This is a genomic window from Kaistella chaponensis (genome assembly GCF_900156725.1).
Lineage (GTDB): Bacteria > Bacteroidota > Bacteroidia > Flavobacteriales > Weeksellaceae > Kaistella > Kaistella chaponensis.
This window is the reverse complement of the sequence record NZ_FTOI01000002.1, coordinates 104,609-130,154: the sequence shown is the minus strand read 5'-3', so window position 1 is coordinate 130,154 and position 25,546 is coordinate 104,609. Positions and strand designations below refer to the sequence as shown.

The 25,546-nt window shown below is 35.9% G+C and carries 33 protein-coding genes; 4 read left to right on the top strand and 29 right to left on the bottom strand.

Annotated elements, in window-relative coordinates; genetic code table 11:
• Nucleotides 1-46: 46 nt before the first annotated feature.
• The gene (locus tag BW932_RS14475; RefSeq protein ID WP_076385104.1) at nt 47-319 is read right to left on the bottom strand and encodes a 30S ribosomal protein THX; all 273 of its coding nucleotides are present in this window, start codon (nt 317-319) and stop codon (nt 47-49) included.
• 325 nt (nt 320-644) lie between these two features.
• Here BW932_RS14475 and aspS point away from each other — a divergent pair, with 325 nt between their 5' ends.
• Nucleotides 645-2,399 (top strand): aspartate--tRNA ligase, encoded by a 1,755-nt coding sequence (aspS, locus tag BW932_RS02675; RefSeq protein ID WP_076385100.1) that lies wholly within the window; start codon nt 645-647, stop codon nt 2,397-2,399.
• Between the two features lie 35 nt (nt 2,400-2,434).
• On the opposite strand, the gene BW932_RS02670 is transcribed toward aspS, so the two are convergent.
• Nucleotides 2,435-3,034, bottom strand: a complete 600-nt coding sequence (locus tag BW932_RS02670) for a hypothetical protein (protein ID WP_076385098.1) — start codon at nt 3,032-3,034, stop codon at nt 2,435-2,437.
• A 202-nt stretch (nt 3,035-3,236) separates the two neighbouring features.
• On the opposite strand from BW932_RS02670, the gene recQ reads away from it, so the two are divergent.
• Nucleotides 3,237-5,429, top strand: a complete 2,193-nt coding sequence (gene recQ / locus BW932_RS02665) for a DNA helicase RecQ (protein ID WP_076385096.1) — start codon at nt 3,237-3,239, stop codon at nt 5,427-5,429.
• 89 nt (nt 5,430-5,518) lie between these two features.
• Entirely contained in the window at nt 5,519-6,493 is a 975-nt protein-coding gene (locus BW932_RS02660; protein WP_076385094.1) for a Fic family protein, read from the top strand.
• Between the two features lie 15 nt (nt 6,494-6,508).
• Here the strand turns inward: BW932_RS02660 and BW932_RS02655 are convergent, their stop codons facing one another.
• From BW932_RS02655 to eno, 7 genes are all read right to left on the bottom strand, one after another.
• The gene (locus BW932_RS02655; RefSeq protein WP_076385092.1) at nt 6,509-7,240 is read right to left on the bottom strand and encodes an SDR family NAD(P)-dependent oxidoreductase; all 732 of its coding nucleotides are present in this window, start codon (nt 7,238-7,240) and stop codon (nt 6,509-6,511) included.
• Between the two features lie 7 nt (nt 7,241-7,247).
• Nucleotides 7,248-8,015: an enoyl-CoA hydratase/isomerase family protein gene (locus BW932_RS02650; protein WP_076385090.1), complete on the bottom strand. Its 768-nt coding sequence runs from the start codon at nt 8,013-8,015 to the stop codon at nt 7,248-7,250.
• A complete protein-coding gene (locus BW932_RS02645; protein WP_076385088.1) occupies nt 8,012-8,704 on the bottom strand; it encodes an SMUG2 DNA glycosylase family protein in 693 nt (230 codons plus the stop codon). Before BW932_RS02645 ends, BW932_RS02650 begins: the two co-directional genes overlap by 4 nt.
• A gap of 71 nt (nt 8,705-8,775) precedes the next feature.
• Nucleotides 8,776-9,156, bottom strand: coding sequence for a GxxExxY protein (locus BW932_RS02640; protein ID WP_076385086.1), 381 nt, complete (start codon nt 9,154-9,156; stop codon nt 8,776-8,778).
• Between the two features lie 94 nt (nt 9,157-9,250).
• Nucleotides 9,251-11,740, bottom strand: a complete 2,490-nt coding sequence (gene paaZ, locus BW932_RS02635; protein ID WP_076385084.1) for a phenylacetic acid degradation bifunctional protein PaaZ — start codon at nt 11,738-11,740, stop codon at nt 9,251-9,253.
• 339 nt (nt 11,741-12,079) lie between these two features.
• Nucleotides 12,080-13,366 carry a citrate synthase gene (locus BW932_RS02630; protein ID WP_076385082.1) on the bottom strand — a complete coding sequence of 429 codons (1,287 nt, stop codon included), beginning with the start codon at nt 13,364-13,366 and terminating at the stop codon, nt 12,080-12,082.
• Nucleotides 13,367-13,447: 81 nt separating this feature from the next.
• Nucleotides 13,448-14,740, bottom strand: a complete 1,293-nt coding sequence (gene eno, locus BW932_RS02625) for a phosphopyruvate hydratase (RefSeq protein ID WP_076385080.1) — start codon at nt 14,738-14,740, stop codon at nt 13,448-13,450.
• Between the two features lie 174 nt (nt 14,741-14,914).
• Here eno and BW932_RS02620 point away from each other — a divergent pair, with 174 nt between their 5' ends.
• Entirely contained in the window at nt 14,915-15,331 is a 417-nt protein-coding gene (locus tag BW932_RS02620) for a hypothetical protein (RefSeq protein WP_076385078.1), read from the top strand.
• Between the two features lie 79 nt (nt 15,332-15,410).
• Here BW932_RS02620 and BW932_RS02615 read toward each other — a convergent pair whose 3' ends face one another.
• The 20 genes from BW932_RS02615 to rpsQ form a co-directional block, all read right to left on the bottom strand.
• Complete coding sequence (locus BW932_RS02615; RefSeq protein WP_143745491.1) at nt 15,411-15,896, bottom strand: hypothetical protein; 486 nt, start codon at nt 15,894-15,896, stop codon at nt 15,411-15,413.
• Between the two features lie 179 nt (nt 15,897-16,075).
• Nucleotides 16,076-16,606: a 50S ribosomal protein L17 gene (rplQ, locus tag BW932_RS02610; RefSeq protein ID WP_076385074.1), complete on the bottom strand. Its 531-nt coding sequence runs from the start codon at nt 16,604-16,606 to the stop codon at nt 16,076-16,078.
• 6 nt (nt 16,607-16,612) lie between these two features.
• Nucleotides 16,613-17,608 carry a DNA-directed RNA polymerase subunit alpha gene (locus BW932_RS02605; protein ID WP_076385072.1) on the bottom strand — a complete coding sequence of 332 codons (996 nt, stop codon included), beginning with the start codon at nt 17,606-17,608 and terminating at the stop codon, nt 16,613-16,615.
• Between the two features lie 34 nt (nt 17,609-17,642).
• Complete coding sequence (gene rpsD / locus BW932_RS02600) at nt 17,643-18,251, bottom strand: 30S ribosomal protein S4 (protein WP_076385070.1); 609 nt, start codon at nt 18,249-18,251, stop codon at nt 17,643-17,645.
• 89 nt (nt 18,252-18,340) lie between these two features.
• A complete protein-coding gene (rpsK, locus tag BW932_RS02595; protein ID WP_076385068.1) occupies nt 18,341-18,730 on the bottom strand; it encodes a 30S ribosomal protein S11 in 390 nt (129 codons plus the stop codon).
• Nucleotides 18,731-18,742: 12 nt separating this feature from the next.
• A complete protein-coding gene (rpsM, locus tag BW932_RS02590) occupies nt 18,743-19,120 on the bottom strand; it encodes a 30S ribosomal protein S13 (RefSeq protein WP_076385065.1) in 378 nt (125 codons plus the stop codon).
• Nucleotides 19,121-19,129: 9 nt separating this feature from the next.
• Entirely contained in the window at nt 19,130-19,246 is a 117-nt protein-coding gene (gene rpmJ, locus BW932_RS02585) for a 50S ribosomal protein L36 (protein WP_007839480.1), read from the bottom strand.
• A gap of 141 nt (nt 19,247-19,387) precedes the next feature.
• Nucleotides 19,388-19,603, bottom strand: coding sequence for a translation initiation factor IF-1 (gene infA / locus BW932_RS02580; protein ID WP_031503426.1), 216 nt, complete (start codon nt 19,601-19,603; stop codon nt 19,388-19,390).
• A 7-nt stretch (nt 19,604-19,610) separates the two neighbouring features.
• Nucleotides 19,611-20,993 (bottom strand): preprotein translocase subunit SecY, encoded by a 1,383-nt coding sequence (gene secY, locus BW932_RS02575; protein WP_076385063.1) that lies wholly within the window; start codon nt 20,991-20,993, stop codon nt 19,611-19,613.
• A gap of 8 nt (nt 20,994-21,001) precedes the next feature.
• Nucleotides 21,002-21,448, bottom strand: a complete 447-nt coding sequence (rplO, locus tag BW932_RS02570; RefSeq protein WP_076385061.1) for a 50S ribosomal protein L15 — start codon at nt 21,446-21,448, stop codon at nt 21,002-21,004.
• Nucleotides 21,449-21,526: 78 nt separating this feature from the next.
• Entirely contained in the window at nt 21,527-21,703 is a 177-nt protein-coding gene (gene rpmD / locus BW932_RS02565; protein WP_076385059.1) for a 50S ribosomal protein L30, read from the bottom strand.
• A gap of 9 nt (nt 21,704-21,712) precedes the next feature.
• Nucleotides 21,713-22,234 carry a 30S ribosomal protein S5 gene (gene rpsE, locus BW932_RS02560; RefSeq protein ID WP_039349128.1) on the bottom strand — a complete coding sequence of 174 codons (522 nt, stop codon included), beginning with the start codon at nt 22,232-22,234 and terminating at the stop codon, nt 21,713-21,715.
• Nucleotides 22,235-22,252: 18 nt separating this feature from the next.
• Complete coding sequence (gene rplR, locus BW932_RS02555; protein ID WP_039349130.1) at nt 22,253-22,600, bottom strand: 50S ribosomal protein L18; 348 nt, start codon at nt 22,598-22,600, stop codon at nt 22,253-22,255.
• A gap of 17 nt (nt 22,601-22,617) precedes the next feature.
• On the bottom strand, nt 22,618-23,163 hold the full coding sequence (gene rplF, locus BW932_RS02550) for a 50S ribosomal protein L6 (protein WP_076385057.1): 546 nt from the start codon (nt 23,161-23,163) through the stop codon (nt 22,618-22,620).
• A 17-nt stretch (nt 23,164-23,180) separates the two neighbouring features.
• Nucleotides 23,181-23,579, bottom strand: a complete 399-nt coding sequence (gene rpsH / locus BW932_RS02545) for a 30S ribosomal protein S8 (RefSeq protein ID WP_076385055.1) — start codon at nt 23,577-23,579, stop codon at nt 23,181-23,183.
• A 150-nt stretch (nt 23,580-23,729) separates the two neighbouring features.
• Nucleotides 23,730-23,999 carry a 30S ribosomal protein S14 gene (gene rpsN, locus BW932_RS02540; RefSeq protein ID WP_039349136.1) on the bottom strand — a complete coding sequence of 90 codons (270 nt, stop codon included), beginning with the start codon at nt 23,997-23,999 and terminating at the stop codon, nt 23,730-23,732.
• 3 nt (nt 24,000-24,002) lie between these two features.
• The gene (rplE, locus tag BW932_RS02535) at nt 24,003-24,554 is read right to left on the bottom strand and encodes a 50S ribosomal protein L5 (RefSeq protein WP_076385053.1); all 552 of its coding nucleotides are present in this window, start codon (nt 24,552-24,554) and stop codon (nt 24,003-24,005) included.
• Between the two features lie 11 nt (nt 24,555-24,565).
• The gene (gene rplX, locus BW932_RS02530; RefSeq protein WP_076385051.1) at nt 24,566-24,892 is read right to left on the bottom strand and encodes a 50S ribosomal protein L24; all 327 of its coding nucleotides are present in this window, start codon (nt 24,890-24,892) and stop codon (nt 24,566-24,568) included.
• 17 nt (nt 24,893-24,909) lie between these two features.
• Nucleotides 24,910-25,278, bottom strand: coding sequence for a 50S ribosomal protein L14 (rplN, locus tag BW932_RS02525; protein ID WP_039349143.1), 369 nt, complete (start codon nt 25,276-25,278; stop codon nt 24,910-24,912).
• Nucleotides 25,278-25,532: a 30S ribosomal protein S17 gene (gene rpsQ / locus BW932_RS02520; protein WP_034718699.1), complete on the bottom strand. Its 255-nt coding sequence runs from the start codon at nt 25,530-25,532 to the stop codon at nt 25,278-25,280. Before rpsQ ends, rplN begins: the two co-directional genes overlap by 1 nt.
• Nucleotides 25,533-25,546: the final 14 nt, after the last annotated feature.

Here is a 25,546-nt window from a genome sequence, read left to right as displayed (position 1 = left end):
TAGTTATAAAAAAAACCGAAGATTATTCTTCGGTTTTTTTGGTTTTTTATGCTTTCGGTTGATCTTCGGGATTTTCCTCTTTTTTTTCCACTTTTGGTTTTGCTTCAGCTTTAGGTTTTTTCTCTACTGTGGCATTTTCAGATTTTTCAGTAGGAAAACCCACCTCTTTTCTTACTTTTTCTTTGGATGCTTTTTTATCGACTTCATCCAAAACTTTCACCGGAATATTAGCGACTGAACTAGATTTTCTTGGTCTTGTGTTACCATAACTTCCGGAAATTACCTTTCCTTTTCTCGATTTTTTGTCTCCTTTACCCATAATTAATTATTTTTAATGTATTGATTAGCTCAAAGTTAAGATAATATTCTCGCAACCACTTCTTAAATAATCATAAAGTTTTGGGCGTGACCCTTTTCCAACGCTTACAAAATGCCGCAAATATTTCCAGCAGCTCGGGTCGGGCTTTTCATTCCAATTCCTCATTCCGCTTTGCTTCATTCCGGGATTTCCATTGCAATCCCTCACGCAGGGAATCGCTGAAAAATCACTTCCCGTAATCATCCAAAAAACTTATCTTTGCCGTCTAAAATTTAGACAAATAAAAGTCTAATATCTAACGTCTAATATCTAACATCTGAAAACAATGTTTCGCACGCACACCAACGGAGAATTAACAGTACAAAATCTTGATCAAAACGTAACCCTTTCCGGTTGGGTTCAAACCATTCGTGACAAAGGCTTTATGATGTGGATCGATTTGCGCGATCGGTACGGAATTACGCAGTTGGTTTTTGATGCAGACCGTTCTTCTAAAGAACTGTTCGAAAGTGCAAGTAAATTAGGTCGTGAATTTGTGATTCAAATTGAAGGAAAAGTCATTGAACGCCAAAGTAAAAATCAGAAAATCCCAACAGGAGAAATCGAAATTTTGGTAGAAAAACTGACCATTTTAAATGCTTCAGAAACGCCACCTTTTTCCATTGAAGATCAAACCGACGGTGGTGAAGAACTTCGTATGAAGTACAGATATTTGGATATCCGCAGAAATCCGGTGAAAGACAAACTCATTTTCCGTCATAAAATGGCGCAAAAAGTAAGGAATTATCTTTCAGATCAGGACTTTATTGAAGTTGAAACGCCAGTTTTAATCAAATCAACTCCAGAAGGAGCGCGTGATTTTGTAGTTCCAAGTCGTATGAATCCGGGACAGTTTTATGCATTGCCACAATCGCCACAAACCTTCAAACAGTTATTGATGATCGGTGGAATGGATCGATATTTTCAAATTGTAAAATGTTTCCGTGACGAGGATTTAAGAGCAGACCGACAACCGGAATTTACGCAGATCGATTGCGAAATGGCATTTGTAGAACAGGAAGACGTTTTAGAAATCTTCGAAGGAATGACCGCAACTTTATTGAAAGATATTGCTGGAAAAGAATTCGGGAAATTTCCAAGAATGACTTTCGCAGATGCGATGCAAAAATACGGAAACGATAAACCGGACATCAGATTCGGGATGGAATTCGTGGAGGTAAACGATTTGGTTAAAGGAAAAGATTTCAAAATCTTCGATGATGCCGAATTGGTGGTCGGAATCAATGTTGAAGGTTGCGCAGAATATACCAGAAAACAAATCGACGAACTGATCGATTGGGTAAAACGCCCACAAATTGGTGCAAACGGAATGATTTGGATCAAATTCCAGAACGATGGCGTTGTTACGTCTTCCGTCAATAAATTTTACAACGAAGAAGATTTAAAGAAAATTACAGAAAAATTCGGCGCAAAAGCAGGAGATTTAATCTTCTTGATGTCCGGAAACGAAAATAAAGTAAGAACTCAACTTTCCGCTTTGAGAATGGAGCTAGGGAATCGATTGGGATTAAGAAATCCGAAAGAATTCGCCCCACTTTGGGTGATCGATTTTCCGCTTTTGGAATGGGACGAAGAAACAAACCGTTATCATGCAATGCACCATCCGTTTACTTCACCAAAACCTGAAGATGTTCATTTATTAGAAACCGATCCAGGAAAAGCCAGAGCAAATGCTTATGATTTAATCCTTAACGGAAATGAAATCGGTGGTGGATCAGTAAGAATTTTCGATAAAGATTTGCAGGCAAAAATGTTTAATCTTTTAGGCTTTACCAAAGAAGATGCAGAAGCACAGTTTGGATTTTTAATGAACGCTTTTCAATATGGAGCACCTCCTCATGCAGGATTGGCTTTAGGTTTCGACCGATTGGTTGCGATTCTTGACGGAAATGAAGTCATAAGAGATTATATTGCTTTCCCGAAAAATAATTCCGGACGAGATGTGATGATCGATGCGCCAAGTTCGATTGCGGAAGAGCAGTTGGATGAGTTGGCTTTGAGATTAAATTTAAAAGGATAAATTTAAAGCGAAGGTTTGATTTGATCTTCGCTTTTTTATTTTTGCGATTCGTTGTAAAAAAAATCATTCAGTTTGGTCACCAAATTATTTACCTCATTCATCAAAACGGCATCATATCTTGTATAAGATTTGCTATCTATTTTATCAAAAAATTCGGGATAAAAATTTCTAATTTCTTTGTTTATAGCTTCATCAAGCGCATCGGCAAAAATTTTACGACGGGAATTGCCGAATGCTAAATCTGGCAATAAAAGTTCAAGTTCATTTGCTTTTTCACGAAAAGCGGGATTAATTTTCAGATTTTCTGACCAATCAATATGTTTCTGAAGTAAGTCTTCTGATAAAGTACTCATATATTTTTCTACAAAAGAATTAATGGGCATTTCTTCAGAATGTAAAATCTCCAGAATCTTTGAATCTTTACTACCATAGCTTCTAATTCCGTTACTTACTTTTGAAATATAATTAGCAGCATCTGGATCATAGGAGTTCAGAAATTTTCTTAAATTCCAAAAACTAATAATCCACGGCATTTTTACTTCAATACCATCTTTGTTATCAAAAAAAATATGAAAATGAACGAAATCTTCCCCAAATAAATCCAAATTATTATGTTCTTCAATTCTTCTGATCATGGAACTACTATTTAAAATTGAACTTAAAACAATTGTTTTTCAATGTCTTAAATAACAAATATAAAAAGAATTCTTCAATAAAATCTATAATTTTCAGTCAGTCAAAATTGGAATTTTAAAATATTTAATTTTTTTTTGTCAAAAAGTGTAATCAGAACATTGTAAGAAATTCCTACTTTTACCACAACACAAATTTTGACCAATGGAAAAATCTCATGAAATATTGCAACAGTATTTTGGGTACGAAAGCTTTAGGCTTAACCAAGCGACTGCAGTTGAGAATGTAATCGCAAAAAAAGATACGTTTGTTTTAATGCCAACTGGTGGTGGAAAATCGTTATGTTATCAAGTTCCAGCGCTGATTTTGGAAGGAACTGCGATTGTAATTTCTCCCCTGATTGCTTTGATGAAAGATCAAGTTGATGCTTTGCGAGCGAATGGAATTTCTGCAGCTTTCCTCAATTCTTCCATGAATCCTGTGGAGCAGAATGAAACTTTTCATCAATTGAAAGAAGGAAAACTCAAACTTCTATATGTTGCGCCCGAAAAATTGAGTGCAGACAACGGTTCATTTTTAAACTTGCTGAAAAACATCCATATTTCTTTATTCGCGGTAGATGAAGCACATTGTGTTTCGCATTGGGGACACGATTTTCGTCCGGATTATTTATTTTTAAATGGGTTAAAAAGGCAATTTCCCACAGTTCCTATCATTGCTTTAACTGCAAGTGCCGATGAAATTACGAGAAAAGACATTATCAAACAGTTAGATCTTCAGAATCCTACTGTTTTGATTTCTTCTTTTGACAGAGCCAATATTAAATATTTTGTGCAGCCGAAACAATCCGTTCTTCATCACATTGTTCAATATCTCAACGAGCATCCGAATGATTCCGGAATTATCTACTGTTTGTCCCGAAAAGGAACGGAAGACATGGCGAATAATTTGAAAGAAAACGGAGTGAATGCCGCATTTTATCACGCTGGAATTTCTTCCACAGAAAGAGCAAAGGTTCAGGATGATTTCATCAAAGACAAAATTAGAGTGATGGTCGCAACGATCGCTTTTGGAATGGGAATCGACAAGAGCAATGTCCGTTTTGTGATCCACGCAGATCTTCCGAAAAACATAGAAAGTTATTACCAGGAAACTGGGAGAGCCGGAAGAGATGGTTTGCCGAGTGAGGCGATTTTGTTTTACTCCAATGCAGATGTGATGAAACTGAAAAAATTTGCGATGATCGAAGGCAACGAGGAGCAATCAACTTTAATGCTGAAAAAACTGCAGCACATGACCGACTTTGCAGAGATGCAAAAATGTAGGCGACAGTATTTGATGGAATATTTTGGGGAATCTCATCCTGGGAATTGCAATTCCTGCGACTATTGTCTCAGCGATTTTGAAAATTGGGACGCCACAATTGATGCTCAAAAATTATTAAGCGCCGTTTTTCGCCTGAAAGAACGCTACGGAAAAAACCTGATTATCGACTTTCTTCGAGGGTCAAAAGGAGCGAAAATCACCGATTATATGCGCAGTTTACCTACTTATGGAATTGGAAACAATGCGGATAAAACCTATTGGCATCATCTTATAAAGCAGTTAATCATTAATGATTTTCTGCGTGAGTCAAATGAAGAATTTTCTGTATTAAAACTGACAGATGCAAGTAAAGAAGTTTTATTTAATAAGAAAAAAGTACACCTTCAAAAAGTAAAAGAACTAGCCAAAGCTGTAACGGTAGAAGAAATAGAAACTTCATATCCCAATAATGAAATCGATGCAAACCTGGAATTATTTGATGAATTAAGAGTTTTGAGAAGACAGCAAGCTGAGCAAGAAAATGTACCGCCTTATGTTATTTTTTCAGATGCAACTTTAATGGAACTTGCAACTTATCTTCCTGTTACAAAAGAAGAATTGAATCAAATAAGCGGTTTCGGAGCTTTTAAAATTGAAAAATACGGAGAAACATTTGTAAATGTAATATCAAATTATTGCAACCAAAATAATTTGAGCAGTAAAATTTCCGAAAAAGCACCTAAAAAACAAAGTGCCCCAAAAAAGGCTAATCAACACGAATCGGGAACTTACACTACAACTTTTCAATTGTTCAAAGAAGGTAACAGTGTAGAAGATATCGCCAAAATCAGAAATCTCTCTGTGAATACCATTCAAAATCATTTGGTGAATTTTGTAGAAGTAGGAACAATTAAACCAAGTGAGTTAATCGATATAAACAAAATTGATCCTGTAATTGCGATTGCAAAAACTCAAACTATTCAATCATTAAAGGCGATCAAAGAAGAATTGGGTGAGGAATATTCTTATTTTGAAATTAATATTGCAGTTGCGTTTTATAAATGGCAGCAAAAAGAAAACAGTAGAAACTAAAAAAATATAAATCTGCTAAAAATCTTAATATCGTATAGAAAAATATAGTAGTATATACGAGCTTATAAAAAAAGCAGTACATTTGTGGGATGAAGTGGCAAGTATATCCATATTACTTTGAAGGTTTAGAAAAACAACTCGAAAGAATTCACGAAAAAAAACGTGAACTGGATAAAAAACGCCCAATTCCGAGCTATGTTTTGAAAAGCATTAAAGACAGTTTGAGTATAGAGTGGACTTATAATTCAAATAGTATTGAAGGAAATACTTTAACACTTCAAGAAACAAAAATGGTGATCGAAGATGGATTTACCATTAAAGGAAAATCACTTCGGGAACATTTTGAAGTCGTGAATCACCAAGAAGCCATCGAATTTGTAGAATCCCTTGCTTCAAATGAATATGTCCTGAATAAATTAGATATTTTGAGTATTCATCATCTTGTCTTGCAAAAAATAGAAAAGGATTTTGCTGGAAAATACAGAACTTCGGGTGTTCGGATCTCTGGTGCGAATTTCGTTCCGCCGAATGCTTTGAAAGTTGATGAGTTTGTGAGTGAACTGATCGATTTTGCAAACGATTCAGAAGTGGATATTTTGATAAGATCAGCTATTTTTCATCATCGATTTGCTTGGATTCATCCCTTTTTTGATGGGAATGGAAGAACAGCAAGGCTGCTTTTAAATTTAATCTTAATGAAAAGTGGTTTTCCGCCTGCAATTATTTTAAAAAATGACCGCAAGAAATATTACGATGCATTGAACCAAGCGAATAATCAGGATTATTCTAAATTGGTGCTCCTGATTTTACAAGCAGTTGAGCGAACCCTAGATATTTATTTAGGGAATCTTAACAACACTTACGACCAATATCAAAGCATTACAGATATCGTGAATGAACCCGATGTTCCTTATGGGCAAGAATACGTGAGTTTATTGGCCAGAAAAGGAAAAATAGATGCATTTAAAGAAGGCAGAAATTGGCTCACTACGAAAGATGCGGTTTTGGATTACATCGAAAATCGTGATCGCAAAAGAGTTCTAAAAAAAGAAGCGGAAGATTAATTTTTCCGCTTTTTTTTAAGGTAATTTTGAAACTAAACTTTCCGGTAATAATTTTAAAATGTGGTAAATGATTTTCCACTTAAAATTGGGAACGATTGAAAAAGAATTTCCTGCGTTTACAATGTGTTCTGCCACATAATCCGGTTCCATCAAAAGGTTTTTATTCAGTTCCAAACCTTCGTTAATTTTAGTGTTAATATAACCGCTCACCAAAACATTAACGATAATTTTTCTTGAAGATAATTCCTGACGAAGTCCCGCTAAATATTGGGTGAAAGCTGATTTCGTACTTCCGTAAATGAAATTGCTTTTCCGACCACGAACTCCAGAAAGTGACGATAAACCAACAATTCTCTCTAAATTTTTATTGGATTGATCCATCGCAACAATATTCAGAATAGAAACTGCGCCCATGTAATTCACCTCCATCATTCTTTTTGCACTTTCGAAATTCTGAAGCGCATCCTTATTTTCGACCAAAAAACCAGCAGCGTAAATCACGATATTGGGTTTTACAGGAAGTTCATCATAAAAATTTTGATGGGAAGAAAAATCCGCAGCATCGAAAGCTATAAGGGTTATTTTCGAAGAATTAATCTTATTTTCACTTACAAATTCTGCTAAAGAACTGAGATCTCTGGAAGCCGCGATTATCGAAAATCCCCTTTCCAGATATTGCAAAATACATTGTTTGGCAACATCTGAATTAGCTCCCAGAATTAAGACGGTTTTGTTCAAATTTGCCATTGATCCCTTATTTTGCCCGAAGTCTTTCTTTAATTTTTCCGATATTTTCTTTGGCAGAATCCTCTAAAATTAAAGAAGCGCTCATCAAAATTCTTTCCGGCATCAATTGTTCAAAATGTTCGGTTCCTTCCCACGAAACTTTTTTAATTAAAGCCAAAGCGTCTGAACTTCTGGTGGATAATTTTTCCATGAAAGCATTAATTTCAACATCCATTATTTCAATATTTTCTGAGACGGAATGATAAACATCGTGTTTTTCGCACCAATCTGCACTGCGAAAATCTGCATCAATCGACATCGCTGAATAAGCCGATTTTCCGACTTTTCTTTCAACAAAAGGCCCGATTACGAAAGGTCCAATTCCTAAATTCAGTTCTGTTAAAGCCAAAGCGGAATCTTTTGTAGCGAAACAATAATCTGCGGCACAAGCAATTCCAACGCCACCTCCTGTTGTTTTTCCCTGAACTCTTACAATGACTAATTTTCCGCAAGATCTCATGGCGTTTAAAACTTTAGCAAAACCACCGAAGAATATTTTTGATTTTTCCAGTTCTTCAATTTCCAACAACTCGTCGAAACTTGCACCTGCACAAAATGATTTGTCGCCTTCTGATTTTAAAAGAATAGCTTTCACTTCCTTTTTTGACCCTTCATCTAAAATGGTTTGCGCTAATTTTTCTAAAATTTCTCCGGGTAGAGAATTGCTTTTCGGGGTTCCGAAAATGATGGTTGAAATGTTATTTTTAAGTTCTGAATTTACAAATCCGTTGTTCATATTGCTTTATTTAGTGCGATTAAATATTTGTCGATGTATAATTGTTTTTCTTTAATTTTATATTGTTGGATGTATCTCGGATGTTCCAAAACCGTCATTTTCTCGAAAAATTTCTCCTGACTATTAATTTTACCAATGAAAGTGGCATTCTTTTTTCCTAAAATAAAGACTTCCGAAGTATCTAAACCTAAATCAATATGATCTTTTAAACTTTGAATCATAAAGGGTTTTACAGCGTCGAAAAGATCTTTATCATCATAATAATTGGCGTTTAAATTACCTTTTAAGGTCTTTCGAATAATTGCCAAAGGAAACAGGGAATTAATGTAGAATTTTTTATAAAAAATTTCTGATCCGCCAAAATTTTCAATCACATCATAGAAAAATACAGACGAAATTTCATGCGTATGAGCGGTTTTCATTTCAATTCCGCACATGGTTTCCAATCTTTTGGTATCGGTGAAAGGAATTCCTGTAACTCCTGCTCCATGACGACTTGGATTGATTCCGATGACAAATTTTCTTTGATGATAATCATTGTAAAACTTCTGATAAAATTTGGACATCACTTTAATCGTTTCCGGATTATCAAAAAAAGGATTCATCACCTCAAAACCTTCGGGAAGATTTCCGGAAAATTTTAATTTTTTGTTAAACGCAACTACTTTTTCGCCGAATGTTTTTTTCACTGATTTTTTATTTTTCTATGTAAATCTGTTAAATCTGTGGATTTTATTTTGCACAGATTTCACAGATTTTCTTATCGATATCCGTTTATAATTCTTACAATGTTACTTTGTATATCATTTGTATTAAAATTCACCAACAATCCTAAATGAAGATCTGTCAATTTCAAATAGTTAAGTAATTGTTTATGATGTATTGGAGCAAGTTCAACAACCGACTTAACTTCAATGATAATTTGTTCTTCTACCAAAATATCTGCACGAAATCCTAAACCTAAATCAATTGATTTGTAGAAAACCGAAATTGGATATTGATATTGAACAGTTAAACCCTGTTCTTCCAATTCTATTATAAGTGCTTTTTCATAAACACTTTCTAATAATCCTGAACCAAGCGTATTATACACTGCAAAAATTCCTTTTCGGATTGCGTATGTCAACTCATTTTCTGTCATTCGATTTAGACTTTAATACCATTAAAAAAATCTGTGCAAATCCGTGTGATCCGTGTGCTATAATCTTCAAAACAAGTCTTGTTGATATTATTGATTACACCAAACCAAACTGCTCAAAATGATGCGTCACATGCTTTTGGTGGAACAATTCCATCATTTCTTTATTTAAAGTTCCGAAGACAAAATGCAAATGCTCAGCTTCTGGATTTTCTCGGTAATAAATTAGATAATTCTTCACCGATTCTATGAAATGAGTTTTAGCTTCTTCTAAATTTTTATATTTCAACTCCGGCAATTTTCCTTCTTCTAAAAAAGGAGCAGGGAAATCTTTTGGCATTTTTCTAAAGTTGTAAAGCGAATCCTGATACATTTCTAAATTTTCAGCGGGAGTTTTACATTCTGTCGTTTCTAATTCTCCGGTGCTGTATTTCATGGTCGTTTCTAGATGTTCCAACATTTCCTGAGCTTTCATTCTTCCCCAATTTGGTAAAGATTTCTCCGTTAAATTGTTTAATCTTTTTGCAAAATCTTTGTAATCAATTTTAATAAAGGGTGATTTTTTTGCCACTAAAGTTAAAATTGTGGCGACACAAACGGTTTCTTCTCTTTGATTCACCACTTCAACCAACCATTTTACCACACCACTCGGAATGTTTCTTCCTTTTACTCCTTTGTTGATTCTTTCTTTTGCGGTCAAATAAACCGTGATCGTATCTCCTGCATAAACGGGTTTGAAAAAATTGGCATTTTCTAATCCATAATTGGCGATAACAGGACCTTTTTTTCCGGAAACAAATAATCCTGCAGCCGCGGATAGGATGAAATATCCATGAGCAACCGTTTTATCGAAGATGGTTCCATTCAAAGAAGTTGAATCGGTGTGTGCATAAAAATGATCCCAAGAAACATTAGAAAAATTCACGATATCTGCATCGGTCACGGTTCTTCCGGCGGTTTCAAGCGAATCTCCGATTTCCACTTCTTCGAAATATTTTCTGAAAGGATGTTTATCCGAATAATTTTGGGTTGCTCCTTGTTGATAAATTTTCGTGATCGCTGTCAAAATATCTGGTGAACCTTGTATTGCTGTTTTTTGCAAAAAGAAGTGAAGCCCATTTAAACCACCCATTTCTTCGCCACCTCCTGCTCTTCCGGGACCACCGTGCATTAAAGTTGGTAAAGGCGAACCGTGACCGGTAGATTCTTTCGCATTATCGCGGTTCAAAACAAAAATTCTTCCGTGTGATGTTGCCATTTTCCAGGCAGTTTCTGCGACAAATTTTTCATCGTGAGAAATGATGGAACCAACCAAACTTCCTTTTCCGCGTTTTGCTAAAGCTGCAGCTTCTTCGGCATCTTTATAAGGCATAATCGTAGAAACCGGACCAAAAGCTTCGACTTCGTGCGAACTGTTTTTTTCAAATGGTTTGTCGTTATAGAAAACTTTTGGCGTGATAAACGCGCCATTTTCATAATCAGCATCTACCAATTCTTGTTTTCCATCATAGATGAGTTCTGTTTCTTGTTTCAGTAATTCTATTTTATCCTGCAAAACAGCCATTTCTTTTTTACCGACAATGGATCCCATTCTGGTTTCCCTGCTCAAAGGATTTCCGATTTTGGTATTATCTAATGCTTTGCTTAATGCATTCTGAACATCCCCTACAAAATCTTCAGGAACGATAATTCTTCGGATTGCGGTACATTTCTGTCCGGCTTTAGTGGTCATTTCGGTACGGACTTCTTTGATGAACAAGTCAAATTCTGGTGTTCCGGGTTTTGCGTCGCGACCGAGGATTGAACAGTTAAGCGAATCGGCTTCCATATTAAAGCGGACTGCATTGCTCGAAATTTGAGGTAAAGATTTCAATTTTTTTCCAGTCGAAGCAGACCCAGTAAAAAGGACAGAATCTCCATCTTGAACATAATCAAGAATATTTCCTGGTTCGCCACAAACCAATTGTATCGCACCTTCGGGAAGGATTCCACTTTCGATCATATCCTGAAAAACAGCGTTGGTTAAATAGGATCCCGGTGTTGCAGGCTTTACAATACTAGGTACTCCTGCCAAAAGTGAGGTTGATAATTTCTCTAACATTCCCCAAACCGGAAAGTTGTAAGCATTAATTTGTACAGAAACGCCTTCACTTGGCGTTAAAATATGAGTTCCTAAAAAAGTTCCATTCGCTGAAAGTTTCTGAGTATCACCATCGACCCAAAAAGGTGTATTGGGCAACATTCTTTTTGCCAAACCTGAATACGTAAAAAAAGTTCCGAAACCTCCTTCAATATCGACCCAAGAATCTGCGTGAGTTGCACCGGTTTTGTAGGATAAATCGTAATATTTTTTTTTTCTTTCTAATAAATACAAAGCTACTTTTTTCAACATTTCACCTCGGTCATAGAAAGTCATGGAGGCTAAATTTTTGTATCCAACGGTTCTTCCGAAATCTAAAACTTCTTCAAAATTGATCCCACCTGTATCAGAAATTGCAACAAGTTCCCCATTTACAGCGTTATAAAGTGGAACTTCATTTCCTGATCCTTCGATCCATTCTCCGTATATGTAATTTTTTAGTTTCATTTTTGAGCAAAATTTATTTTTTTAACATTCATCTAAATTTTATTTGAAGGTTTTTCTATTTGAGAACATCTTCATTTAGATTAGAAAATTTAACTATTTTCTAGCGGTTAAGATACAGAAATTTTCAATTTTGCTAAAATTTTGTTTTGATGCGGAATCTGCGCCCCAACTTGAACGGAGCTCTTTTTGCCAACCTAAATATTCCAATTATTTACGAATTTTTGAAGGCAAAAAAGCGGGAGTGGAAGGTGGTCCCGATAACTATCGGGAAAGGCGCCCAATAAATAAAAAATCCCTCTCAAACTTAATTGAAAGGGATTTTGTAGGTATTTTTAGAAATTATCTTTGGTTCATGTCAACGTAATCACGTTTTGGTGAGCCTTGATAAATTTGTCTTGGTCTTCCGATTGGATCGTTATGCAAACGCATTTCTTTCCATTGAGAAATCCATCCTGGTAAACGTCCTAAAGCGAACATTACGGTAAACATTTCTGTTGGGATTCCTAAAGCGCGGTAAATAATTCCGGAATAGAAATCTACGTTTGGATAGAGTTTTCTTTCGATGAAATACTCATCTTCTAGAGCTACTTTTTCTAGTTGTAATGCGATATCTAAGGCTTTGTCTTCAATTCCTAAAGCTGCAAAAATATCATCGGCTGCTTTTTTAATGATACGAGCTCTTGGGTCGAAGTTTTTGTAAACTCTGTGTCCGAATCCCATTAAACGGAAGTTATCGTCTTTATTTTTAGCTTTTTCAACATATTTAGCAACGTCTCCACCATCTTTTTCGATCATTTCGAGCATCTCTATAACTGCTTGATTGGCGCCACCATGAAGTGGTCCCCAAAGTGCAGAAATTCCTGCAGACACCGAAGCAAATAATCCAGTGTGAGCAGAACCAACCATTCTTACTGTTGATGTAGAACAGTTTTGCTCGTGATCAGCGTGAAGGATTAACAATTTATCTAAAGCTCCAACAACCACTGGATCTAAATGAAATTCTTGGTTTGGACGACGGAAACACATTTTGTAGAAATTTTCTACATAATTCAAACTGTCATCGCCATGATTGATGGAAAGTCCCATTTTTTTGCGGTAAGTCCACGCGCAAAGATGAGAAAATTTGGCAACGAGCATTTCTGCAGCGTGATCCATATCTTCTTTGGAGGATACATCAACAGCTTTTGGGTTAAAAGCAGTTAAGGCAGAAGTTAACGAAGACAAAACTCCCATCGGATGCGCTGAGCGAGGGAAAACGTCGACTAATCTTTTCATTTCGTCGGCCACGAAATTGTATTTTTTGATTCCTTTTTCGAACCCTGAAAATTGATCTGCAGTTGGCAAGCTGCCATTTAACAAAAGGTAAATAACCTCTGTAAAGTTAGATTTCTCAGCAATTTGCTCGATAGGATATCCTCTGTAATATAATTCGCCATTGTCACCATCTAAATAGGTAATATCGCTTAAAGTTGCCCCTGTATTTTTGTACCCTAAGTCTAAAGTAATTAATCCAGTTTGGTCTCTTAGTTTTGATATATCGATTCCTCTATCACCGATTGTACTTTCTATGATAGGATACTCAAAGGCTTTACCATCATAGTTTAATATAACTTTGTTATCTGACATTTTAATTTATTTTTTACTAATTTATGAATATTAAGAGAAAGCCACAAACGTTTTTATTTGATTTTTGATAAATATTATCTATTATCGTTTTATTTTGAATGCATCTAACCCAGGGAAAATTGCGGTCTCCCCTAAAGCTTCTTCGATTCTTAAAAGCTGGTTGTATTTTGCCATTCTGTCTGAACGTGAAGCGGAACCGGTTTTGATTTGTCCGCAGTTCATGGCAACTGCTAAATCTGCGATGGTAGCATCTTCAGTTTCTCCGGATCTGTGTGACATTACAGAGGTGTAACGGTTATGTTGCGCCATTTGAACGGCATCCATTGTTTCAGAAAGCGTACCGATTTGGTTTACTTTTACTAGAATTGAATTTGCAATACCTTCCTTAATTCCTCTGGAAAGTCTTTCTACATTGGTTACAAATAAATCATCTCCTACCAATTGCACGCGATCTCCAATTTTATCAGTAAGCATTTTCCAACCTTCCCAATCGTCCTCGTGCATACCGTCTTCAATGGAAATAATTGGATATTTCGCAGCTAAATCTGCTAAGTAATTTACTTGTTCGCTTCTGTTGAATTGAGCAGAATCTGGTGTTTCGAATTTGGTATAATTGTAAATGCCATCTTTATAAAATTCAGAAGCAGCACAGTCTAGAGCGAACATGATATCGTCTCCGACTTTGTAACCTGCCTTTTCAACTGCTTGTGAAAGGGTATCTAAAGCATCTTCAGTTCCTTTAAATTTCGGGGCAAAACCACCTTCATCACCAACTGCTGTAGATAGACCTCTACCGTGTAAAATTGATTTTAAACTGTGGAAAATTTCAGTACCTTTTCTTAACGAATCAGAAAAGGATTCTGCTTTCACCGGCATAATCATAAATTCCTGAAACGCAATCGGCGCATCGGAATGTGAACCGCCATTAATTACATTCATCATTGGAACAGGAAGCGTATTTGCATTAACACCTCCAATATACTTGTACAATGGCATTCTTAGTTCAGTAGCCGCCGCTTTTGCAGCAGCAAGAGAAACTCCTAAAATTGCATTTGCACCAAGATTTGATTTATTCGCTGTACCATCCAAATCAATCATTATCTGATCGATAAAGTTCTGATCCCAAACAGGTAATCCTACTAATTCCGGAGAAATTACTTCTCTTACATTTTCTACGGCTTTTAATACTCCTTTACCGCCAAACTCTTTTTCACCATCGCGCAGTTCCATGGCTTCATGTTCGCCAGTAGAAGCTCCGGAAGGTACTGCAGCACGACCCATTGCTCCACTTTCAGTAAACACATCAACTTCGATTGTAGGGTTTCCTCGGGAATCTAAAATCTGTCTGGCTTCAATGTAAGAAATGTAACTCATTGTATATATTTTTAGTTTTATTAGTGGTTACAAATTTAGTTAAAATTCAATGATTGCCTCGGATTTCTATCATGATTTTAGTATGGTTTGAGTTAAATTTTAGTTAATTCTACTGCAATATTGAGAATTTCAAAACTTATCATTAAATTTGGATTAAAGACAAAAAGATCATCCATGAAAAAGACCTTTGTAATTATATTGAGTGCTGTGCTTGCAATAACTTTTAGTTGTAGTAAAAATACCGAGGGAAATCCCGGAATTATCAAACAGGAGAATGAATCTGCAGAAAAACTTCCAAAAGACAGTTTGGGAAATGTGGAAAAGGACATAAAAAACACTACTAATGAGTTTACAGACCGTTATGTTGCAGATGATGGTTCATCGGCATTGGTCACTTTTAAAACCACCGATAACGAAAAATCGATCAGTATTCGAAGCAATAATAAAACGATCTCAGCAAAACAGAAAAAGCAAACTTCTGAAGGAATCATTTATGGCAATTACGATTTTGAAATTTTATCAAAAACTGATACCATAAAGATTACACAGGGAGACAACGTGATTATCTTGAAAAAAGCGAGAGTTCAATAAAACATCTGCTAATTCTTTAACCAATAAAAAATGCCTTTCTGTTCAAAGAAAGGCATTTTTTTTAGCATTAGTTAATTCTTTAATCCACTACAACATCAACTGCACCATTGGTTGCAAGGTTGGATTCCAACACGAAGCTTTTGGTTGCTGATGCATCTTTTACGGTGAGTGTACAAGTATTTGGCGGAATAGAACCCTCGTTGTGTGCGAACATCAGAATGTAGTTGTAACCCGTATAATCAAGGGTAACATTTACTTTTTTAATTTCACCCGGTCCTTTCAAAGTGTATTTGTCTAGAACCAATTGACCGTTCACATAGAGCGAAATAATATCGCCATCAATCGTTCCGTGGTCATAAACGCCAAGTTCGACCGTTCTGGAATTAACATTGAGCGCACCTAATCTCACGTTGTCGCGTCCCAGGGATTGTGCTGGAATAATGCTTGAGTTATTCCTTACAACTTCTTCTACTTCGGGATTGTCGTCTTCATCATCTCTCTCGCAACTCACAACCACAAAACTCATCAGAAATAAAACGGATAAAAACATTAATAATTTTTTCATAGCTTTTAGATTTAAATTAAAAATTAATTGAAAATAAGATTGTATTGGTATGATCATTAACAATAAGACAAATCTACAAGATGATTTATAATTTATCAATAACGCAAAAGGGGTATTTTTTGCAAAAAAAAATCACCCAAAAAGATTTGGATGATTTTTTATGATCGTGAAAATGTTGCTTACTCAGCAGCGTTTTCTTCTTTAGAATCTGCAGCTTCTGCAGTTGGTTCTTCAGTTTTTGCTTCTGCTTTTGGAGCTTCTTTAACTTCAGCAACAGCTGCTTCAGCTTTTGGAGCTGTTCTTCTGCTTCTTCTTGTTACTTTTTTCTCTTCAGCGTTCGGATTGTAAAGCTCATTGAAATCTACAAGTTCGATCATTGCCATATCGGCAGCATCGCCCTGTCTGAATCCAGTTTTGATGATTCTTGTGTAACCACCGGGTCTTCCTGCGATTTTAGGAGCAACTGTTCTGAATAATTCAGTAACTGCTTCTTTGCTTTGCAAGTAAGAGAAAACTGTTCTTCTGTTGTGTGTAGTATCTTCTTTCGATTTTGTAAGGATAGGTTCTACGTACACTCTCAAAGCTTTTGCTTTGGCAACAGTAGTGTTGATTCTTTTATGCTCAATAAGAGAACAAGCCATATTAGAAAGCATCGCACTTCTGTGTGAAGCAGTTCTAGATAAGTGATTGAATTTTTTACCGTGTCTCATTGTTTGTTATTTGTCAGCGTCTAATTTATATTTCGCAACGTCGAAACCGAAGTTAAGACCTTTTGCATGCACTAATTCTTCTAATTCTGTTAATGATTTTTTACCGAAATTTCGGAATTTCATCAAATCAGACTTCGTGTAAGAAACCAGTTCTCCTAAAGTTTCTACTTCAGCAGCTTTTAAGCAGTTGAGTGCTCTTACGGACAAGTCCATATCTGTTAATTTAGATTTAAGGAGTTGTCTTGTATGTAAAGTTTCTTCATCGTATTGAATAGATGCTTTTACGGCTTCAGTTTCCAAGGTAATTCTCTCGTCGGAGAACAACATGAAGTGATAAATTAATATCTTAGAAGCTTCAGTTAAAGCATTTTGAGGAGAGATGGAACCATCAGTCTCAATATCTAACACGAGTTTTTCGTAGTCTGTTTTTTGCTCGACACGATAATTTTCAACACTGTACTGCACTTTTTTGATCGGCGTAAAGATAGAGTCGATAGCAATGGTACCAATGGCAGCATTGTTCGTTTTGTTTTGATCCGAAGGAACATAACCTCTTCCTTTATCTACGTTGAATGTAATTTCAAATTTCACATCCTTGTTAAGATTACAGATGATCAACTCTGGGTTCAAAATTTCAAAACCTTGAATTGATTTTCCTAAATCTCCAGCAGTAACGGTAGTTTGTCCGGAAACACTTGCAGAAACAGTCTCTGCAGAAGCAGTATCAGTTTTCGCTTTAAGTCTCAACTGTTTAAGATTCAGAATGATTTCTGTAACGTCTTCTATAACACCCGGAATTGTTGAAAATTCGTGCTCTACGCCTTCTATTTTGATAGAGGAAATAGCATATCCTTCTAGAGAAGAAAGCAATACTCTTCTCAAAGCATTACCGATTGTAAGACCAAAACCTGGCTCCAATGGTCTGAATTCAAATTGACCTTTGAAATCATCGGAGTTTAGAAGGATTACTTTATCGGGTTTAATAAATGTTAAAATTGCCATATAATTTGGGTTGAGCAAAAATTTGAAAAAATTATTATTTAGAGTAAAGTTCGACGATCAACTGTTCTTTCAAGTCTTCCGGGATTTGAATTCTCTCCGGAGCTGCGATGAAAGTACCTTGTTTAGTTTCGTCGTTGAATTGTAACCACTCATAATTGGATTTGTATGCCAATGAATTAGCAATAACTTCCAAAGATTTTGATTTCTCTCTGATTGCTACAACGTCTCCAGCTTTCAGTGTGTAAGAAGGGATGTTTACTAATTCTCCATTTACGGTGATGTGTCTGTGAGAAACCAATTGTCTTGCACCAGCTCTGGTTTTTGCAAACCCGAATCTGTACACTACATTGTCTAATCTTGACTCACACAATTGCAATAAAACTTCACCAGTAACCCCTTTTGCTCGGTTGGCTTTTTCGTATAAGTTTGCAAATTGTCTTTCTAAAATACCATAAGTATATTTAGCTTTCTGCTTTTCCATTAACTGAACAGCGTACTCGGATTTCTTAGATCCTCTTCTTTTGTTCACACCATGTTGTCCTGGTGGTTGGTTCTTTCTTTTCTCGAAGTTTTTGTCGTCTCCGTAAATTGCAGCACCAAATTTTCTTGCAATTTTCGTTTTAGGTCCAATATATCTTGCCATATTTCTTTAGATTTGAGATGTGAGATTTGAGATTTGAGATTTGAGATTCAATGAATATCAAACTAAAAATATCAAATTCAAATTCTTTGTTATACTCTTCTTCTTTTTGGTGGTCTACATCCGTTATGTGGCATAGGAGTCACGTCAACGATTTCACTAACTTCAATTCCTGAATTGTGAATAGTTCTAATTGCAGATTCTCTACCTGCACCAGGACCTTTCACGTAAACCTTTACTCTGCGTAGTCCAGCATCGTGAGCTACCGTAGAGCAATTTTCTGCAGCCATTTGTGCTGCGAAGGGAGTATTCTTTTTAGAACCTCTGAATCCCATTTTTCCGGCAGATGCCCAAGAGATTACTTCTCCGTTTTTATTTGTTAAAGAAATAATGATATTGTTAAAAGTCGCTTGGATATGTGCTTCACCAATCGCTTCTACTTTAACTTTTCTTTTTTTAACTGTTTTTGTCTGTTTTGCCATAATTCTTACCGATTATTTACTTGCTTTTTTCTTGTTAGCAACAGTTTTTCGTTTTCCTTTTCGGGTTCTAGAATTATTTTTAGTTCTTTGTCCTCTTAAAGGTAATCCAAGTCTGTGACGTATTCCTCGTTGGCAACCAATATCCATCAATCGCTTGATGTTGGTTGAAGTTTCAGTACGCAATTCACCTTCTACTTTAACGTTGTCGGTGATGTAGGTTCTGATCAATGCCAATTCATCGTCATTCCATTCGTTGACTTTCTTGTCTTCGCTGATACCGGCAGCTTTAAGGATTTTAGAAGAAGTACTTCTTCCTACTCCGAAAATGTATGTTAAGCCGATAACGCCTCTTTTGTTCTTTGGTAAATCAATACCGGAAATTCTCGCCATAATTTAATTTTAGCCTTGTCTTTGTTTAAATTTTGGGTTCTTCTTGTTGATCACAAATAGAACGCCTTTCCGGCGAACAATCTTGCAATCAGCACTTCTTTTTTTGATAGATGCTCTAACTTTCATTCGTTACTTTTCTTTTTTAATTTTACAACGGTTAAATGAGATCTTACGGAATCATTCCCATTTTGTTTAAATTTAGAACTTCAATAGAATTTTGCAATTCTACAAGTTCCCGTTTATATTTAAATTCAATATTACTTGAAATTAATATCTGAAGGTGATTCTGCCTTTCGATAAATCGTAAGGAGAAAGTTCTAATTTTACCTTATCACCAGGTAAAAGTTTAATGTAATGCATTCGCATTTTACCAGAAATGTGAGCGATGAGAACATGCCCATTTTCTAATTCTACCCGAAACTGCGCATTCGAAAGTGCTTCCGTAATTACGCCGTCTTGTTCAATATGTTTTTGTTTAGCCATTTATTATTTACAGATTGTTGCTTGTTCTGGATAATTTCGACTGCATCAAGCCATCATAATGATGGTTTAATAAGTAGGTATTGATCTGCTGAATCGTATCCAGTATCACACCAACCATGATTAATAGTGATGTTCCACCGAAGAAAAGAGCAAATCTATCCGTCTGAACAAACGCTCCGTGCACTATTGCCGGAAGGATTGCAAAGATAGCTAAAAACATTGAACCTGGCAAAGTTATTTTTGAGAGGATATCATCCAGATAATCAGCTGTTTCTTTTCCGGGTCTCACCTTTGGTATAAGTCCACCGTTTCTCTTCAAGTCATCTGCCATTTGATTCACAGGAATCGTAATTGCTGTATAGAAAAAAGAGAAGATGATAATTAATATCGCAAAGAGTACGTTGTACTGCCAGCTGAAAACATTTTTGAAACCTGCTAAAAAAGTATTTGACTCGTCAACTTTCGTTAAAAGTCCAGGTACAAACATTAAGGCTTGAGCAAAAATAATCGGCATTACACCTGCAGCATTTACTTTAAGGGGAATCCACTGTCTAGCGCCTTGCATTAAATTTTTAGTTACTCCGCCTCTTGCTTGAGCTCTACTTACGTATTGAATTGGAATTTTACGTACAGCAACTGATAAAACAATTGCGAGTAAAACAACCAGCATCCAAAATAAAACTTCAATAAGAATCATAATCGTTCCAAAGCCTCCTTTTCCGGTTTGTGTAGCAATTTCTTGAATGAATGCTCCGGGTAGATCTGCAAGGATACCGACCATAATTAATATAGAAATCCCGTTTCCGATCCCTTTATCTGTAATTTTTTCTCCTAACCACATTGCGAATACGGAACCTGCTACCAGGATTACAATACTAGGTAACCAAAACATAATTGATTCCGGATGTACAAAATATGCAGAAGCAAACTGTGCATGCGGCAAAAACATTTGGGTAATCGAAGTAAGGTAAGAAGGAGCTTGTACCAAACATACTGCAATTGTTAACCATCTTGTAATTTGGTTCAAAGTATTTCTACCACTTTCGCCATCTTTCTGCAATTTTTGAAGGTATGGAATTGCCATACCCATTAATTGCACAATAATGGAAGCAGAAATATAAGGCATGATTCCGAGCGCCATAATTGAAGCTCTGGAGAATGCACCCCCTGTAAACGAAGAAAGCAAGCCAAGAAGTCCTGCTCCTTGCTTGTTGCCTCCTTGCTGTTTGTAAATGTCCAAAAGATTTCCTACTTCTGCCATATTAATTGCAGGTAAAGAAATATAAGATGCGAATCTATACACGAGGATGATACCGAGGGTAAAAAGTATTTTATCCCTCAATTCCTTAAGACTCCAAATGTTTTTTAGTGTTTGTATAAATTCTTTCATGGTCGTAATTATAGAGTAATCGCTTTACCGCCTGCTTTAGCAATTGCTTCTTCAGCAGATTTTGTGAATTTGTGAGCAGAGATTGAAACACCTGATTTTAATTCTCCTCTTCCCAAAATCTTTACGATTTCGTTTTTCTTCGCTAATCCGTTTTGTACCAATACTTCTTGAGTAAATTCAGTGATATTTTTGGTATCAGCAAGAACTTGAATGGTATCGATGTTGATCGCTCTGTACTCTTTTCTATTTACGTTGGTGAAACCAAATTTAGGCAATCTTCTTTGTAAAGGCATTTGTCCCCCTTCAAAACCGATTTTTTGCGAATAACCTGCTCTAGCTTGCTGACCATTGTGACCTTTCCCAGCTGTACCTCCTTTACCACTACCTTGTCCTCTACCGATTCTTTTCGTGCTGTGCGTAGAACCCGCTGCGGGTCTAATATTATTTAAATTCATTTTAATTTAGATTTGAGATTAAAAGATTGAAGATAAGAGACTTCGTTTGAAATCCCTTATCTCTCTTCTATTTTTCTTTTATTTTTGAACTTCTACGAGGTGACTTACCGCTCTTACCATTCCAAGAATTGCAGGCGAGTCGTCATGTTCAACGATTTGGTGAAGTTTTTTTAATCCTAATGCTTCGAGCGTTCTCTTTTGAGTTTTGGTTCTACCAATAGCGCTTTTTACTTGTTTTACTTGAATTTTTGCCATTGTTTTATATTAACCGTTAAACACTTTATCTAATGAAATACCTCTCAATTTAGCAATTTCTTCAGGTCTTCTGATGTCCAATAATGCTTTGAAAGTAGCTTTCACAACGTTATGTGGGTTTGATGATCCTTTAGATTTTGAAAGAATATCTTTAATTCCAGCAGCTTCAACTACCATACGTACTGTACCACCTGCGATTACACCGGTACCGTGAGTTGCAGGTCTCAAGAAGATATCTGCACCACCGTAACGAGCGGAAGTTTGGTGAGGAATGGTATGATTAACAACAGGAACTTTTACTAAATTTTTCTTAGCATCTTCTACTGCTTTTGCAATAGCAGAAGCAACTTCTTTAGATTTTCCCAATCCGAAACCTACGGTTCCAGCTTCGTCACCTACAACCACGATTGCAGAAAACCCGAAAGCTCTACCTCCTTTGGTTACTTTGGTAACTCTGTTTACTGAAACGAGACGATCTTTAAGTTCTAATCCTCCCGGTTTTACTTTTTCTATATTATCTAGTCCTAACATATTTCCGAAATTTAATGATTAGAATTTTAGTCCGCCTTCTCTTGCACCATCAGCTAAAGCTTTCACTCTACCATGATATACAAATCCGTTTCTGTCGAACACTATTTTTTCAATTCCTGCAGCTTTAGCTTTTTCAGCGATTGCTTTACCAACTTCTGCAGAGATTTCTACTTTATTTCCTTTAGCAGTCAACGCTCTCGATGAAGCTGAGGCTAATGTTTTACCATCTTTATCATCGATCAATTGCGCGTAAATTTCTTTATTGCTTTTGTAAACTGATAATCTTGGTAATTCAGCAGAGCCAGAGATTTTTCCTCTTACTCTTCTTTTAATTCTATTTCTTTTTTGTACTTTGCTTAGTGCCATGTTCTTAAGTTTTAAAATTAAGCAGATTTACCAGCTTTACGTCTTACAATTTCTCCTACGAATCTCACCCCTTTTCCTTTATATGGTTCTGGTTTTCTGAAAGATCTGATCTTCGCAGAAACCATTCCTAATAATTGTTTGTCGAATGATGTTAGGGTAATGATAGGGTTTTTACCTTTTTCAGATAAAGTTTCTACCACGATCTCTTTCGGTAAATCTAATACGATCCCGTGTGAGAATCCTAAAGCTAACTCTAATTTGTTTCCTTGATTAGATGCTCTGTATCCTACTCCTACTAGTTCTAGTTTTTTGGTCCACCCTTCGGAAGTTCCTAAAACCATATTGTTGATTAACGCTCTGTAAAGACCGTGTAATGCTTTGTGTTGTTTTGATTCAGAAGGTCGGTCTAAAGTTAAGATTCCGTCTTCTTGTTTTAGAGTGATCCCTTCTTCTAACTGCTGTGTAAGTTCTCCTTTCGGTCCTTTCACAGTTACCAATCCGTTACTCTCGGTTACGGTAACATTAGCAGGAATTTCTATAATTGATTTACCAATTCTTGACATTTTCCTTTGATTAAAAATTAATAAACATAGCAGATTACTTCTCCACCAACTTTTTCCTGACGTGCTTTTTTATCTGTCATTACTCCTCTTGAAGTTGAGATAATAGCGATACCCAAACCGTTCAATACTCTTGGAAGCTCTGCGCTACCTTTGTATTGTCTTAAGCCTGGTCTTGAAGCTCTTTGAATGCTTTTGATTACAGGTTTGTTGGTTACTTTGTCGTACTTTAAAGCGATTTTGATATTTCCTTGAACAGCGTTTTCCTCGAACTTGTAGTTCAAGATAAAACCTTGGTCAAACAAAATTTTTGTAATCTCCTTTTTGATTTTCGATGCAGGAATATCCACCACTTTGTGGCCTGCGCTTTGTGCGTTCCTTACTCTGGTTAGGAAATCTGAAATTGGATCTGTTACCATTTTTCTATTTTAAATTATTGGTTTGTGATAGTTAGTTTTGAAAAGAGAAGCAAGATCCAAGAACAAAGAGCCAAGACTTGCATCTTTTCTCTTTACTCTTTTTTCTTTTATCTGATAATCAACTTTACTATCTCGATTGTTCTAAATTTGTTACCAACTAGCTTTTTTCACTCCCGGGATAAGACCATTGTTGGCCATTTCTCTGAAAGTTACTCTTGAAAGACCGAATGTTCTCATGTAACCTCTTGGTCTTCCAGTTAATTTACATCTGTTGTGTAGTCTTACTGGTGAAGCATCTTTCGGCAATTTTTGTAAACCAAGATAATCATTAGCTTCTTTCAAAGCTTTTCTTTTCTCAGCATATTTTGCTACTGTAGCTTCTCTTTTGCGCTCACGCGCTTTCATTGATTCTTTAGCCATCTTTTAGTTCTTTTTGAAAGGTAAACCGAAGTGAGTTAATAATGATTTCGCTTCTTTATCAGTTTTCGCTGAAGTTACGAAAGTAATGTCCATCCCTTGGATTTTTTTTACTTTGTCGATTACGATTTCAGGAAAAATGATTTGCTCAGTGATTCCTAAATTGTAATTTCCTCTTCCGTCGAACCCATCAGCTTTGATTCCGTTGAAATCACGAATTCGTGGTAAAGCTGAAGAAGCTAATCGGTCTAAAAACTCATACATTTGGTTCGATCTCAAGGTTACCCTTGCACCAATTGGCATTCCTTTTCTTAATTTGAAGGCAGCTTCGTCTTTTTTAGAAATAGTTCCTACTGCTTTTTGACCAGTGATCATTGTAAGTTCTTCTACTGCATAGTCAATAATTTTCTTATCAGCAGAAGCAGCTCCTAAACCTTGTGATACAACGATTTTAAGTAATTTAGGAACCTGCATTACAGATTTGTACCCAAATTCTTCCATCATTGCAGGAACAATTTTTTCTTTATATTGTTGTTTTGGTCTTACTATATATTCCATCGTCTTTTTAATTATAAAGTTTCACCGGTTGTTTTAGCAACTCTTACTTTTTTATCACCTTCAACCTTAGATCCTGTTTTTGTTGTCTTACCGTTTTTGTCGATAAGCATAACATTTGAAATATGGATGGATGCTTCTTTCTCTACAATTCCGCCTTGTGGATTACCTGCAGAAGGTTTGGTATGTTTTTTAACAATATTTAAACCTGCTACGATTACTCTAGCGTCTTTGCCTTCTTTTCTGATCACTTCTATAACCTCACCTTTTTTACCTTTAATTTCTTTTTTTCCGGTAGTGATGATTACGTTATCTCCTCTTTTGATTTTTAACTTTGTCATTTTTGTAAATTTTAAAATTAAAGTACTTCAGGAGCTAATGAAATAACTTTCATGTATTCTTTGTCTCTTAGTTCACGTGCAACAGGTCCGAAAACACGTGTTCCTCTCATTTCACCTGCAGCATTTAAAAGAACGCAAGCATTGTCATCGAATTTGATGTATGAACCATCTTTTCTACGTACTGCTTTTTTAGTTCTTACTACAACTGCTTTAGAAACAGTTCCTTTTTTCGCTTGTCCTTGTGGTGCAGAATCTTTGATAGTAACTACGACTTTATCACCAACTGAAGCATATCTTCTTCTAGTTCCTCCTAGAACTCTAATAACCAGTACTTCTTTGGCACCTGTGTTATCAGCAACTTTTATTCTTGATTCGGTTTGTAACATTACTTAGCTTTTTCAATGATTCGTACTAATCTCCATCTTTTACTTTTACTTAAAGGTCTTGTTTCTGTAATCATTACAGTATCGCCTTCAGTACACTCGTTGTTCTCATCATGAGCGGTATATTTTTTCGTTTTCAAAACGAATTTACCGTACATCGGGTGCTTTACTCTCGTGGTTTCACTTACAACAATGGTCTTTTCCATTTTATTGCTGGAAACAATTCCGATTCTTTCTTTTCTTAAATTTCTATCCATGGTAAAATGAAATT